Below are 13,562 nucleotides of genomic sequence, written 5' to 3'. Positions count from 1 at the left end.
GCCCGGGGAGGACCTCCCCGGGCGGGCGCCCTCGGCGCGTCCGGTCCCGGTCAGCGGCCCCCGGTGAGCTTGCGGGAGCGCTGCTGCGAACCCGGTCCGCCGTAGGGGTAGTCGGCGGGTTCGGGGTCGCTGGCCTCGTCGAGGGCGGCGAGCTCGGCGGCCTCCAGCTCCAGGTCCGCCGAGCCGAGGTTGTCGCGCAGCTGCTCGGTGGTGCGTGCGCCGAGGATGACCGAGGAGACGGCCGGCTGCGCGAGCAACCAGGCCAGCGCGACCTGCGCCATGCTCGCCCCGCGCTGCTCGGCGATCGACTGCACCGCGTCCAGCACCGCCCAGGTGCGCTGCTGGGCGTTGCGCCGCGCGTACGCCTCCACCCCGCGCTCGGGGTTCTCACCCAGCCGGGTCGCGCCGGTCGGGGCGGTGTCGCGGGTGTACTTGCCCGACAGCCAGCCGCCGCCCAGCGGCGACCACGGCAGCAGACCCAGGCCGTTCTCCTCGGCGGCCGGCACGATCTCCCACTCGATCTCGCGCACCAGCAGGTTGTACTGCGGCTGCAGCGTCACCGGCGGTGCCAGCCCCTCCGCGGCGGCGACGTCGACGGCCTTCTGCAGCTGCCAGCCGGTGAAGTTGGACAACCCCACGTTGTGCACCTTCCCGGCGCGCACGAACGCGTCGAGGGTCGACAGCGTCTCCTCGAGCGGGGTCCACGGGTCCCAGGCGTGCACCTGGTACAGGTCGACGGCCTCCACGCCCAGCCGGCGCAGCGAGGCGTCCAGGGCGCGGGTCAGGTGCCGGCGGGACAACCCGACGCCGTTGGGTTCCCCCGAGGTCGGGAAGCGCCCCTTCGTCGCCAGCACGACGCGCTCGGTCACCTCCGCCGGGCGCGCGGCCAGCCACGCGCCGACGATCTCCTCCGACACGCCGCCGGAGTAGACGTCGGCGGTGTCGACGAGGGTGCCGCCGGCCTCCAGGAAGACGTCGAGCTGCTCGAAGGAGCCGTCGCGGTCGGTCTCGCTGCCGAACGTCATCGTGCCGAGGGTGAGGGAGGAGACGGACGTGCCGCTGCTCCCGAGGGTCCGGTACTCCATCGTGCGGTCCTCCGAACGGGTGGACTTCCGGGGCGGTCGCCCCGGGCCATGCTGCACCCCCCGGTCCCGGGGTGCGACCGGCACCCCGCCGGGGACCGGCCCGCGCGGGGGTGGCGCAGGCGGGCGGTGGTCACCCAGCATCGGGGGGTGCCCGAGACTCCCGCCCCCCGCCCCGACGAGCCCACCGAGCCCACCTTCGACGTCCACGTGCGCGGCACCGTCTTCCTCGACATCGTCTTCACCGGCCTCGACGACGAACCCCGGCTGGGCACCGAGGTGTGGACCTCGGGCATGGGCTCGTGCCCCGGCGGCATCGCCAACATGGCGGTCGCCGCGGCGCGGCTGGGGCTGCGCACCTCCCTGTCGGCGGCCTTCAGCACCGACTCCTACGGGCAGTTCTGCTGGCAGACCCTCGGCGAGCAGGAGGGCGTGGACCTGTCCACCTCCTACCGCGCCCCCGACTGGCACTCGCCGGTGACCGTCTCGCTGGCCTACGGCGGCGACCGGGCGATGGTGACCCACGAGCACCCGGCGCCCGTCGCCGAACCCGACGAGGTCCCGCGCTCGCGCTCGTGCCTGGTCCACCTGGCCGCCGAGCCGCAGCCGTGGGTCCTGCGCGCCGAGGCGCAGGGCTCGCTCGTCTTCGCCGACGTCGGCTGGGACTCCTCCACGCAGTGGAACCCCGACGTCCTCTCCGGCCTGGAGCACTGCCACGCCTTCCTGCCCAACCACGTGGAGGCGATGCGCTACACGCGCACCGGCTCGGCGGAGGAGGCCGTGGCCGCGCTCGCCGAGCGGGTCCCCGTCGCCGTCGTCACCCGCGGCGCCGACGGGGCGGTGGCCGTCGACCAGAGCACGGGGGAGTCGGCGCAGGTCGAGGGGCTGCGGCTGGAGGCGCTGGACGCCACCGGTGCCGGTGACGTCTTCGGCGCCGGGTTCCTCACCGGCACCCTCTCCGGCTGGCCGCTGGCCGACCGCCTCGCCTTCGCCAACCTCTGCGCCGGGCTGTCGGTGCAGCAGTTCGGCGGCTCGCTGTCGGCGCCGGGGTGGGGCGACATCGCCGACTGGTGGTCGCACCTGCGGCTGGGCCCGCGCACGTCGGCGACCGCGACGCTGGTGCGCCGCTACGGCTTCCTCGACGACGTCCTCGTGGACCACCCGCAGCGGGCGGGGGAGTCGGTGCGCCGCGCGAGCGCGACCCTGGCCGTCCTCAACGACCTGCCGACGGGGCCCTCCGCCGGCGGCTGAGCCGCTGCGGTCGCCGACGCGCCGGGCCCGGACCACGATGTCCGGGTGCCCGTCTCCAAGGTCGACCGTCCCGGTGCGCAGCAGTGGGTCCCTGAGGGGGCCGACGTCGAGGCGCTGCGCGCCGCCGCCCCCTCCTGCCGCGGCTGCGAGCTGTGGGAACCGGCCACGCAGGTCGTCTTCTCCGCCGGCGCCGTCGACGCCCGCATCGCCCTGGTGGGCGAGCAGCCCGGCGACCAGGAGGACCGGCGCGGGGTCCCCTTCGTCGGCCCGGCCGGGCGGCTGCTGCAGAAGGCCGTCGCCGAGGCGGGCATCGACGTGGGGACGACGTACGTCACCAACGCCGTCAAGCACTTCCGCTTCACCCAGAGCGCGCCCGGCAGCCGGCGCGTGCACGCCAGCCCCGACGTCGGGCACATCACCGCCTGCCGGCCGTGGCTGGCGGCCGAACTGGCGCGGGTGGACCCCGAGGTCGTCGTGTGCCTGGGGGCGACGGCGGCCAAGGCGCTGCTGCCGAAGGACTTCCGGGTGACCAAGCACCGCGGTCAGCTGATCGTGCAGCAGACCTCGCGCGGGGAGAAGACCTTCCTGGGGACCATCCACCCCTCGGCGGTCCTGCGCACCCCCGAGGAGGACCGCGACGCCGCCTACGCGGGGCTCGTGGCCGACCTGCGCACCGCCGCCGCCGCGCTGGGCTGAGCGCCCGCCCGACCGGGCCGGCCCGCCGGCCGCCGCCCGGCAGTGCCGGATAGCATAGATGCATCATGGATACCGATGAGGTGCCGCGCGCCGCGGCCGACCGGGTCTACGCCCACGTCAAGACCGGCATCCTCGACCGGTCCCTGCCCGGCGGGCAGCTGCTGACCGAGGGCGAGATCGCCGGTGCGGTCGGCGTCTCCCGCACGCCCGTGCGCGAGGGGCTGCTCCGGCTGCAGGCCGAGGGGCTGGTCCACCTCATCCCCAAGCGCGGCGCCCTCGTCGTCCCCGTCTCGCCCACCGAGGTCGAGGACGTCCTCGAGGCCCGCGAGCTCGTCGAGGTCCACACCGCCGCCCGCGCCTGGCCGCACCGCGCGCAGCTGGCCGCCGAGCTGGAGCCCTGGCTGCAGCGCATGGAGGCCGCCGCCGCCGACGGGGACACCTGGGCGTTCGCCACCGCCGACCGCGCCTTCCACGCCACCGTCGTCGGCGCCGCCGGCAACGCCGTCCTCACCGCCCTCTACGACTCCCTGCGCGACCGGCAGATGCGCATGGGGGTGGCCAACGTGCACGGCTCGGCGGAGCGGGTGACCGTCGCGCTCGTCGACCACCGCCGCCTGCGCGAGCTGCTGCTCGGCGACGACCCGCAGGCGTGGCTGGACCTCGTGCGCTCGCACGTGCGCGCCGCCGCCGACCGGCTGCGGGCGGTGCGCCGGTGAGGCGCACCCCCGCCGTCCGCGGCGCCTGGCTCGTCTTCTCCGTCGGCGCCCTCGCCTACGTCGTCACCGTCCTCAACCGCACCTCGCTGGCCGCCGCGGGCCTGGAGGCCCAGCACCGCTACGGCATCGGCGCGGGGACCCTGTCCAGCTTCGCCGTCCTGCAGTTCCTCGTCTACGCGCTGCTGCAGGTGCCGGTCGGGGTCCTCGTCGACCGCTGGGGCCCCAAGCGCCTGGTCGTCGCGGGCGCCGCCGCGATGGGCGCCGGGCAGCTGCTGCTCGCCCTGAGCACCCAGACCTGGCAGGCCGTGCTGGCCCGCGTCCTCGTCGGCGCCGGCGACGCCGCCACCTTCGTCAGCGTCCTGCGGGTGGTCACCAACTGGTTCCCGCCGCAGCGGGTGCCCGTGACGACCCAGCTCGTCGGGCTCTTCGGCCAGCTGGGCCAGGTCTTCAGCTTCGTGCCGCTCGTGGCGCTGCTGCACGGCCCCGGCTGGACGCCCGCCTACGCCGGCGTCGCCGCCTTCACCCTGCTGGCGAGCGCGCTGGCCGTCCTCGTCCTGCGCGACGTGCCGCCCGGGGCGCCCGACCCCCGCTCGGCCAGGCCGCTGCGCCAGGTCGGCGCCGACCTGCGCGCCTCGCTGCGCCACCCCGGCACCCGGCTGGGCCTGTGGTCGCACTGGGCCACGCCGTTCTCCGGCAACGCCTTCGCCACGCTGTGGGGCTACCCCTTCCTCGTCTCCGGCCAGCAGCTGAGCACCTCCACCGCCGGCGCGCTGCTGACCCTCTACACCGTCGTGGCCGCGGGCACCGGGCCGCTGTTCGGCGCCTTCACCGCCCGCCACCCCTTCCGGCGCTCCTGGCTGGTGCTCGGCATCGTCGGGTCCCAGGTGCTCGTGTGGTGCCTCGTGCTGGTCTGGCCCGGGCGGGCGCCGCTGGCGCTGCTGGCCGCGCTCGTCGTCGTCATCGCCGCCGGGGTGCCCGGTTCGATGATCGGCTTCGACTACGCCCGCACGTCCAACCCGGCGCACCGCCTGGGCGGGGCCACCGGCCTGACGAACGTCATGGGCTTCACCGCCACGATCCTGCTCGTCCTGGCCGTGGGGCTGCTGCTGGACCTGCAGGGCGCCGGGACGCCGCAGACGTACTCCCTGCACGCCTTCCAGGTCGCCTTCGCCGTCCAGCTGCCGCTGTGGCTCGTCGGCGTCGTCGGCATCCTCGTCAGCCGGCGCCAGACCCGCGCCCTGCTGGCGGCCGAGGGCGTCGTGCTGCCGCGGGCCCGCCGGCCCGGCGCCGGCGGGCGCCTCACAGCCGGCCGGGAGGGCTGAGAGCACTTCGTCACCGGGGTGGTCTGTCCCCGGCGGGGGTCCGCAGGGCAGGATCGCCCGGGTGACTGAGACGCAGAAGGCGCAGATCGGGGTGACCGGCCTGGCGACGATGGGCCGCAACCTCGCCCGCAACATCGCCCGCCACGGCTACGTGACCGCGGTCCACAACCGCACCGACGCGAAGACGAAGGCGCTGATCGAGGAGTTCGGCCACGAGGGCACCTTCGTGCCCGGCTACTCCGCGCAGGAGTTCGTCGACTCCCTGAGCTCCCCGCGCACGATCGTCATCATGGTCAAGGCCGGTGGGCCCACCGACGCCGTCATCGACGAGCTGGCCCCGCTGCTGTCCGAGGGCGACATCCTCGTCGACGGCGGCAACGCCCACTTCGCCGACACCCGCCGCCGCGAGGCCGCGCTGCGCGAGCGGGGCGTCCACTTCGCCGGCGTCGGCGTCTCCGGCGGCGAGGAGGGCGCGCTGCTGGGCCCCTCGATCATGCTGGGCGGCTCCGAGCACGCCTACGCCACGCTCGGGCCGATCCTGGAGGACATCGCCGTCTCCGTCGACGGCACCCCGTGCGCGGTGCACGTCGGCCCCGACGGCGCCGGGCACTTCGTGAAGATGGTGCACAACGGCATCGAGTACGCCGACATGCAGCTCATCGCCGAGGCCTACGACCTGCTGCGCCACGGCCTGGGCCGCACCCCCGCCCAGCTCGCCGCCGTCTTCGAGTCCTGGAACTCCGGGGACCTGGAGAGCTTCCTCATCGAGATCACCGCGCGGGTGCTGCACAAGGAGGACCCCACGCAGGCCGGCGTGCCGCTCGTGGACGTCATCCTCGACGAGGCCGAGCAGAAGGGCACCGGCCGCTGGACGGTGCAGACCGCCCTCGACCTGGGCACCCCCGTCTCCGGCATCGCCGAGGCCGTCTTCGCCCGGGCGCTGTCCGGGCACGCCGAGCAGCGCCGGGCCGCCCAGGGCGTGCTGCCGGGCCCGGGCGGGGGCATCGGCCAGGACCGCTCGGAGGGCGCCGAGGGCGCCGGGGGCTTCGTCGAGGCCGCGGACGCCGACGCCTTCGTCGACGACGTGCGCGCGGCGCTGTACGCCTCCAAGGTCGTCGCCTACGCGCAGGGCTTCGACATGATCAAGGCCGGGTCCGCGGAGTACGGCTGGGGCATCGACCCGGGCGCGATGGCGACGATCTGGCGCGGCGGCTGCATCATCCGCGCCAAGTTCCTGGACCGGATCAAGGACGCCTACGCCCAGCAGCCCGACCTGCCCTCGCTGCTGCTCGACCCCTACTTCGCGGACGCGGTCGCCACGGGCCAGGAGGCCTGGCGGCGCGTGGTGGCGCACTCGGTGCAGGCCGGCATCCCCGCGCCGGGCTTCTCCTCCGCGCTGGCCTACTACGACGGCCTGCGCCGCGAGCGCTCCTCCGCGGCGCTGATCCAGGGGCTGCGCGACCTGTTCGGCGCGCACACCTACAAGCGCGTCGACCGCGAGGGGAACTTCCACGTGGAGTGGAGCGGCGACGGGTCCGAGACCCGCGGCTGAGCGCACGGGCCGAGCGCGCCGCCGTCGGGACCCTCGCGCCGCACCGGTCCCGGCGGCGGGCTCAGCGCTCCGCGCGGTGCCCGCGCACGTCCGCGTCGGCGTCGGCGGGTGCGCTCCCGCCGCCCGGTCCGGAGCGGCGCGAGCGCACCCGCCGGGCGACCGCCCACACCAGGACCGCGGCGATGGCTGCGTAGAAGGCGTAGTCGAGGTAGTGGCCGTACTCCTCCACCAGCTGGTACTGCGTGCCCAGCGCCATGCCCAGGCCGATGAGCAGGCCGTTCCACAGCCCGCTGCCCAGCGCCGTCAGCAGCGAGAACTTCCACAACGACATCCGGGCGGCACCGGCGGGCAGCGAGATGAGGCTGCGCACCCCGGGCACGAAGCGGCCGGTGAAGACCGCCACGCCCTCGTGGCGGCTGAACCACTCCGCCGACTTCGTGACGTCCGAGGCGTCCATGAGCGGCACGCGGTCGGCGATGCGCGCGGCGCGCCCGAGGCCGATGACGCGGCCCACCCAGTACAGGACGAGCGAGCCCAGCAGGGCGCCGAGGAGCGACATCCCGACGACGGCGAGCAGGCCGAGGCGGCCCTGCTGGACCTGGTAGCCCGCCAGCGGCAGGACGACCTCGCTGGGGATCGGCGGGAAGACGACCTCCAGGAAGCTCAGGGCGCCCACGCCCGGCGCGCCGAGGGCTTCGACGGTGTCGAGCACGAACCCCGTCAGCCCGCCCGTCCCACCGCCTCCGCCGGCCGCCGTCGCGGTCAGGGTGCTCGCGGCCTGCAGTGCGGGGCTCATGCGTCGGGTTCCTCCGGAGAGCTCGGCGGCTGGTCTGGTCGGGCCCCGGCCGCGGTCGGGGAGGCGCTCGTCCCGGCCGCGGCGGCCAGGCCCGCGTCGGTGACAACGGTCGCACCCGCGCAGAAGTGCCGCGCCCGCTCGCCGGCCACGAAGCGGGCCGGTGCCGCCCCGCCGCCGAGGGCCCGCACCAGCGCCTGCTCCGGCAGCTCCTCCTGCGAGGCCACCACGAGGGCGTTGCCGTAGCGGCGACCTCGGAAGACCCCCGGCTCGGCGAGCACCGCCACGTGCGCGAACACCGCCGCCGCCGTCGCCAGCTCCGCGCGCGAGTGCGGCATCGGCGGGCGGTCGGCGAGGTTGGCCACCCACAGCCCGCCCGGGGCCAGGACGCGGTCGACGTCGCGCAGGAACTCCTCGGTCACCAGGTGCGCGGGGACCTGGTCGCCGCGGAAGGCGTCGCGCACGACGACGTCCTGGGTGCTCTCCGGCACCGCCGCCAGCCCTTCGCGCGCATCGGCCACCTTGAGCTTGAAGCCGGCGGCGCCGGTCGCGCCGAAGCTGCGGCGCACGAGCTCGACGAGCCGCTCGTCGACCTCCAGCACCAGCTGCCGCGAGGAGGGCCGGGTGGCGGCCAGGTAGCGCGGGAAGGCGCAACCGGCGCCGCCCAGGTGCACCGCCCGCAGCGGTCCCGGCGGGCAGACCGCGTCGATGACGGCGGCGGTCCACTGCTGGTACTCGAAGACGAGCCGCGTGGGATCGGCCAGGTCGACGTAGGAGCTCGGCACCCCGTTGACGAGCACCGTCCAGCCGTCGGGGTCGTCGCGGTCGCGCTCCAGGCGGGCGGTGCCGGTCGTGATGAGCGCCTCGCCCTCCACCGGCTCGGCGCCGCGGGCCCGGCGGGGGCCGGCGGGGCGGGCGGCGGGGGAGCGGGGTCCGGCGGGCACCCGTGGATCCAACCAGCCCGGGGCCCGGACCGCCGCCCCGAGGGCGCGGCGGCGGTCCGGGGAACCGGGGGTGAAGTCGCGGGCCGCCGCTGCCGAGAAGGAAGCATGTCCACCTTCCTGGAGATCTGCCTGCTCGCCGTGTTCGTGGTCGCCTTCGTCAACGACCGCCGCGCGCTGCGCCGCGCGGCCAGCCCCTGGCTGCTGCCGCAGGCCGACCGCCCCCCGCTCGGCGCCGAGCACCGCCTGCCCCGGCCGTGGGCGCGCCGCCGCTACGTGGAGTCCGGCGTGGCCGAGGTGGCCGCCTTCCTCAGCGAGCAGGACCCCGCCCGCTGACGTCCACCCGCCGAGGCCCACGCGCTGGGGTCCGCGCGTCGAGGTCCGCGCGTCGAGGCCCGGGCGGGCGCCGGCGGGCGGGTGGCGCCGAGGGCGGTTAGCGTTCCCGCGTGGCTGAACGCACCCCCGACCTCGAGAAGACCTCCGCCGACGCGACCCCCGTGCCGGACGACTCCCGCGCCTCGCAGCTGGTCCAGCGGCTGCTGGCCGTGGGCATCGACGGCAAGGGCCCCTTCGACAGCGCCGCCGAGGTCGCCCGCGCCGCCCGCGCCGAGCACCCGACGACCGAGTCGGCCGTGCACGCCGTCGTGCGCAGCCAGACCCGCCTGGCCGCGGCCAACGGCTTCGCCACCGGTGTCGGCGGCCTGCTGACCCTGGCCGTGTCGCTGCCCGCCAACGTCCTCGGCTTCTACGTGCTCGCCACCCGCACCGTCGCCGCCGTCGCCGAGCTGCGCGGCTACGACAGCACCCGGCCGGAGGTGCGCTCGGCCGTCCTGCTGACCCTGGTGGGCACCGACGCCACCGACGTGCTGAAGTCCGTGGGCCTGCCCTCGCTGCCGTCCGTGCGCGGGCACGTGGCCAAGCTCTTCACCAAGCGCCTGCCCCCCTCGGTGCTCATGCTCGTCAACAAGGGCGTCGGCTTCCGCCTGCTGGCCCGCTTCGGCGCCACCGGCCTGCTGCGGCTGCCCACGCGCTCGCTGCCCCTGGTGGGCGGCGTCGTGGGCGCCGGCATGGACGCGATGACCTTCCGGCGCATCGCCAAGCAGGCCGAGGTCGCCTTCCCCCCGCGCGGCGCCGAGGACTGAGCCCCCGGGACCGGTCGCCGCGGGAGCGGCCGCGACGCGGAACGCGGCGGGTCGCCGGGGTGTTGCACCGGTGGACCCCGCCGCCGTCGACCGGAGCCGCCCCGTGAAGCCTGCGCACCCCTCCTCCGCCCGTCGCGCCGGCGCCCTGCGCCTGGTGTGGCGGACCCTGCGCGAGGGCACCCCGCCCGGCACCCCCGGCCTGGCCGCCCGGGTGGGCTCGCTGCCTGCGATGACCCGCGACAGCATCGCCGGCGGCTACCGCGGGCCCGGCCGCCGTCGGCTGGCCTGGTCGGCGGTGGGCCTGGCCTACCTGCTCTCGCCCCTCGACGCGGCACCCGAGGCGCTGCTGCCGCTGCTGGGCCTGCTCGACGACGGCGTCGTGGCCGCCTGGGTGGCCGGTTCGCTGCTGGTGGCCACCGAGGACTACGCCGCCTGGCGCGCCGCCTCCCGCCCGGCGGTGCCGGTCGCGCCGGTCGCGCCCGAGGTGCGGGCGGCGGTGGCGCCGCACCGCCGTCTGCACAGCCCCGCGCAGGGCTGAGCGCCCGCCGGTGGTCGTGGACGGCGCCGCCGGCGCCCGCCCGCGCGCCGACGCTGGCGGGCATGACCCCACCGACCCCCTCCTGCGCTCCGCTGGTCCTCGGCGGCCCCGACGAGCTGCTCGCGGTCCTGCCGTACCGCATGGGCTTCCACCCGCGCGCCAGCCTGGTCCTCGTCGAGCTCTCCAGCCCCGTCGGCGCCGCGGGGCGCTCCCGGGTGGGGGCCGTGGTGCGCGTGGACCTGCCCGCACCCGACCGGGGCGACCGGGTCGACCCGGCGGAGGCGGCCGGGGCGGCGCGCGAGGTGCGGCGCCGGGCCGAGCAGGTCGTGGCCGCGGCGCTGGACACCCTGCGGCGCGGCAGCGGTGGCCCCCTCCGGCAGGTCGTGCTCGTCTGCTACGACGACGGCTGCGGCGGGGACCGCGACGACGACGGCACCGGTGGCGGTGAGCTGCTGCCGGCCGCCGCGGCGGTGTCCGCGCTCGCTGCGGCCGGCGCCGCGCTGGCGGCCGCCGGCGGCCGGGTGGCGGACGTGCTGCTCGTGGCGCGCGGGCGCTGGCGCTCGCTGCGCTGCACCGACGAGGGCTGCTGCCCGCCGGCGGGGCGGGCGCTGGCCTCGCCCGGTGCCGCCCGCGTCGAGGCCGAGGCGGTCGGCCTGGGCCTGACGGCCGCGCCCGAACGCTCGGCGGCGCTGCCCGCGGACGAGCCGGTGGCACCGGCGCTGCGCCGGCAGGCGCACCGCGCGCTGCGGGTGGCCGCCGCCCAGCCGTGGACGCCGTCGCGCCGCGCCGCCGTGGTGGAGGCGTGGGAGGCCGAGGTGCGGGCACGGCTGGCCGGCCGCTCCAGCGCCGTGCCGCCGGCCGCCTGGTGCGGGCGGGCGCTGGCCGCCTTCGAGGACGTGGCGCTGCGCGACGCGGTGCTGCTGAGCGCGGGCAGCGGACCCCGCACCGAGCGCGCCCGGGCGCTGCTGCTGGCCGGCGCGGGGGCGAGCGCGCAGCTGGTGGGCGCGGCGGTGCAGGAGGTCGACGCCCGCCGCGCCGCGCTGGCGGCGTCGCTGGCCGTGGACGTCGCCCGCCACGCCGAGGGCCGGGTGGCCGCCGGTGCGTGGGCGGTGGCCGCCTGGCTGCACTGGTCGGCCGGCGACGGGTTGCGCGCGGGCGGCTGCGCCCAGCTGGCCGTGGAGCGCGACGCCGCCCACCGCCTGGCACGGCTGGTGCTGCAGGCGGTGGGCGCGGGGCTGCCCGCGCGCGGGCGGTGAGGGCGCACGGGCAGCCGCCGTAGTACGGTCACGCCCGTCCGTGCACGCTGTCGGGAGGGTGAACGATGGGGATCGTCGTCGGGTACGTGGCCAACCCCGAGGGCCGGGCTGCCCTGCAGCGCGCCGGGGAGGCCGCCGTCCGGCTGGGCGTCCCGCTCGTGGTCGTGCACAGCCGCCGCCCCGGTCGCGAGGCCGACGCCGAGGAGGCCAAGCAGCTGGAGGCCGTGCACGAGGAGGTGCGCGGGCAGCTGTCCGCCGCGGGGCTGGGCCACGAGGTGCGCGACGTGCCCGACAGCGAGGACCCGGCCGACGACCTCATCACGGCCGCCGAGGAGTCCGGGGCCTCGCTCATCGTCATCGGCCTGCGCCGGCGGACCCCGGTCGGCAAGCTCATCCTGGGCGCCAGCGCGCAGCGCATCCTGCTCGACGCGCCGTGCCCGGTGCTGGCCGTCAAGCCGGAGGACTGAGCAGCTCGGCAAGCGCTTCCCCCGCACGCCGCCGGGAACCGGCGATGGGCCGCCCGGGGGGTCGCGACGCGGTGAGGTGCACCGGCAGGCCGGTGTTCGTGACACAATCGGCGTTTGTCGTCCTCTGCGGGCATGCAGCAGCGTCCGCCGGTGTTGACGTTGTCGGCTGCTGCCCGTGCAGCCTCGTTCCGCCCACGACGAAAGGCAGTCCGTGTCGTCGGTACCGACCTCCCGGCCGCTCCCGCCAGAGTTCGCTTCCGCTCCGTTCCAGGAGCTCCTGCAGCACGGGACCACTCACGGATACGTCGACGCCCAGGCGCTGCGCGTCGCGTGCGAAGACGCCCAGCTGCCCGTGCAGCGCATGAAGGCCGTGCTGCGCGCCCTCGACGACGCCGGTGTCACGGTCAAGGTGCCGGAGGCCGCGCCCAAGCGCGCGGTGGCCGCCGCGTCGACCCGCCGCGCCACGTCCACGGCCACGGCCACCAAGACGGCCCGTCCGGCCGCCAAGCGCGCCGCCGCCCCGGTCGACGGGGAGGCCCCCGCGCCGGCCAAGACCGCGGCCAAGACCGCCAAGCCCGCCGCCAAGACCGCCAAGTCCGCCGCCGCCAAGCCCGCGGCGAAGACGGCCGCCAAGGCCGGCGGCAAGGGCGAGGAGGGCGCCGAGGAGCCGCTGACCGAGGACCTCGCCGAGGAGATCAAGGACGAGGACCTGCTCGTCGGCGACGACGCGGCCGAGGAGAGCTCGGACGCCCCCGGCGCGAAGAAGACGACCGGCGGCTTCGTGCTGACCGACGACGACGACGACGCCCCGGCGCAGCAGGTCGCCACCGCCGGCGCCACCGCCGACCCGGTCAAGGACTACCTCAAGCAGATCGGCAAGGTCGCCCTCCTCAACGCCGAGCAGGAGGTCGAGCTCGCCAAGCGCATCGAGGCCGGCCTGTTCGCCGAGGAGAAGCTGCACTCCGGCGAGGACATGGACCCGATCCTCAAGCGCGAGCTGTGGTGGATCAGCGAGGACGGCCGGCGGGCCAAGAACCACCTGCTCGAGGCCAACCTGCGCCTGGTGGTCTCGCTGGCCAAGCGCTACACCGGCCGCGGCATGCTCTTCCTGGACCTGATCCAGGAGGGCAACCTGGGTCTGATCCGCGCGGTGGAGAAGTTCGACTACACCAAGGGCTACAAGTTCTCGACCTACGCCACGTGGTGGATCCGCCAGGCGATCACGCGCGCCATGGCCGACCAGGCCCGCACCATCCGCATCCCGGTGCACATGGTCGAGGTCATCAACAAGCTCGCCCGCGTCCAGCGGCAGATGCTGCAGGACCTGGGCCGCGAGCCCACTCCGGAGGAGCTCGCCAAGGAGCTCGACATGACCCCGGAGAAGGTCGTCGAGGTCCAGAAGTACGGCCGCGAGCCGATCTCGCTGCACACCCCGCTGGGCGAGGACGGCGACAGCGAGTTCGGTGACCTCATCGAGGACTCCGAGGCCGTCGTGCCCGCGGACGCGGTGAGCTTCACGCTGCTGCAGGAGCAGCTGCACTCGGTGCTGGACACCCTCTCCGAGCGCGAGGCGGGGGTGGTCTCGATGCGCTTCGGGCTGACCGACGGCCAGCCGAAGACCCTCGACGAGATCGGCAAGGTGTACGGGGTCACGCGCGAGCGGATCCGGCAGATCGAGTCCAAGACGATGTCCAAGCTGCGCCACCCCTCGCGCTCGCAGGTGCTGCGCGACTACCTCGACTGAGGTCCGGTGCGCACCCGCGGGTGCGCGCACGTCGAAGGCCCCGACCGCCAGGAGCGGTCGGG

Annotated in this window: 14 protein-coding genes; 11 read left to right on the top strand and 3 right to left on the bottom strand. The window is 76.2% G+C overall.

Annotation, left to right across the window (positions count from 1 at the left end; translation table 11 throughout):
* Positions 1–50: 50 nt before the first annotated feature.
* Positions 51–1,085: an aldo/keto reductase gene (locus tag ACRYM2_RS21140; RefSeq protein WP_432524460.1), complete on the bottom strand. Its 1,035-nt coding sequence runs from the start codon at positions 1,083–1,085 to the stop codon at positions 51–53.
* Positions 1,086–1,232: 147 nt separating this feature from the next.
* Between ACRYM2_RS21140 and ACRYM2_RS21135 the strand changes: the two genes are divergently transcribed.
* The 5 genes from ACRYM2_RS21135 (at position 1,233) to gndA (ending at position 6,619) form a co-directional block, all read left to right on the top strand.
* Positions 1,233–2,333 (top strand): carbohydrate kinase family protein, encoded by a 1,101-nt coding sequence (locus tag ACRYM2_RS21135; RefSeq protein ID WP_432524459.1) that lies wholly within the window; start codon positions 1,233–1,235, stop codon positions 2,331–2,333.
* 45 nt (positions 2,334–2,378) lie between these two features.
* Positions 2,379–3,029: a UdgX family uracil-DNA binding protein gene (locus ACRYM2_RS21130; protein ID WP_432524457.1), complete on the top strand. Its 651-nt coding sequence runs from the start codon at positions 2,379–2,381 to the stop codon at positions 3,027–3,029.
* Positions 3,030–3,094: 65 nt separating this feature from the next.
* Positions 3,095–3,745, top strand: a complete 651-nt coding sequence (locus tag ACRYM2_RS21125) for a GntR family transcriptional regulator (RefSeq protein ID WP_432524455.1) — start codon at positions 3,095–3,097, stop codon at positions 3,743–3,745.
* A complete protein-coding gene (locus ACRYM2_RS21120) occupies positions 3,742–5,067 on the top strand; it encodes an MFS transporter (RefSeq protein ID WP_432524454.1) in 1,326 nt (441 codons plus the stop codon). Before ACRYM2_RS21125 ends, ACRYM2_RS21120 begins: the two co-directional genes overlap by 4 nt.
* A gap of 109 nt (positions 5,068–5,176) precedes the next feature.
* Complete coding sequence (gndA, locus tag ACRYM2_RS21115; RefSeq protein WP_432524461.1) at positions 5,177–6,619, top strand: NADP-dependent phosphogluconate dehydrogenase; 1,443 nt, start codon at positions 5,177–5,179, stop codon at positions 6,617–6,619.
* A gap of 61 nt (positions 6,620–6,680) precedes the next feature.
* Here gndA and ACRYM2_RS21110 read toward each other — a convergent pair whose 3' ends face one another.
* On the bottom strand, positions 6,681–7,415 hold the full coding sequence (locus ACRYM2_RS21110; RefSeq protein WP_432524453.1) for a DedA family protein: 735 nt from the start codon (positions 7,413–7,415) through the stop codon (positions 6,681–6,683).
* Positions 7,412–8,356 (bottom strand): spermidine synthase, encoded by a 945-nt coding sequence (locus ACRYM2_RS21105; protein ID WP_432524450.1) that lies wholly within the window; start codon positions 8,354–8,356, stop codon positions 7,412–7,414. The genes ACRYM2_RS21110 and ACRYM2_RS21105 overlap by 4 nt, the downstream gene beginning before the upstream one ends.
* Positions 8,357–8,461: 105 nt before the next feature.
* On the opposite strand from ACRYM2_RS21105, the gene ACRYM2_RS21100 reads away from it, so the two are divergent.
* The 6 genes from ACRYM2_RS21100 (at position 8,462) to ACRYM2_RS21075 (ending at position 13,500) form a co-directional block, all read left to right on the top strand.
* Entirely contained in the window at positions 8,462–8,689 is a 228-nt protein-coding gene (locus tag ACRYM2_RS21100; RefSeq protein WP_432524449.1) for a hypothetical protein, read from the top strand.
* Between the two features lie 110 nt (positions 8,690–8,799).
* Positions 8,800–9,495, top strand: a complete 696-nt coding sequence (locus ACRYM2_RS21095) for an EcsC family protein (RefSeq protein ID WP_432524448.1) — start codon at positions 8,800–8,802, stop codon at positions 9,493–9,495.
* 103 nt (positions 9,496–9,598) lie between these two features.
* The gene (locus ACRYM2_RS21090) at positions 9,599–10,033 is read left to right on the top strand and encodes a DUF1232 domain-containing protein (RefSeq protein ID WP_432524446.1); all 435 of its coding nucleotides are present in this window, start codon (positions 9,599–9,601) and stop codon (positions 10,031–10,033) included.
* Positions 10,034–10,095: 62 nt separating this feature from the next.
* Positions 10,096–11,289: a DUF4192 family protein gene (locus ACRYM2_RS21085; protein WP_432524445.1), complete on the top strand. Its 1,194-nt coding sequence runs from the start codon at positions 10,096–10,098 to the stop codon at positions 11,287–11,289.
* A 65-nt stretch (positions 11,290–11,354) separates the two neighbouring features.
* The gene (locus ACRYM2_RS21080) at positions 11,355–11,756 is read left to right on the top strand and encodes a universal stress protein (protein WP_432524442.1); all 402 of its coding nucleotides are present in this window, start codon (positions 11,355–11,357) and stop codon (positions 11,754–11,756) included.
* 211 nt (positions 11,757–11,967) lie between these two features.
* Positions 11,968–13,500, top strand: a complete 1,533-nt coding sequence (locus tag ACRYM2_RS21075; protein WP_432524440.1) for an RNA polymerase sigma factor — start codon at positions 11,968–11,970, stop codon at positions 13,498–13,500.
* The last annotated feature ends 62 nt before the right edge of the window (positions 13,501–13,562 follow it).

The organism is Kineococcus aridisoli (genome assembly GCF_050871885.1).
Classification (GTDB): domain Bacteria; phylum Actinomycetota; class Actinomycetes; order Actinomycetales; family Kineococcaceae; genus Kineococcus.
This window is presented reverse-complemented; position numbering and strand designations above follow the sequence as displayed.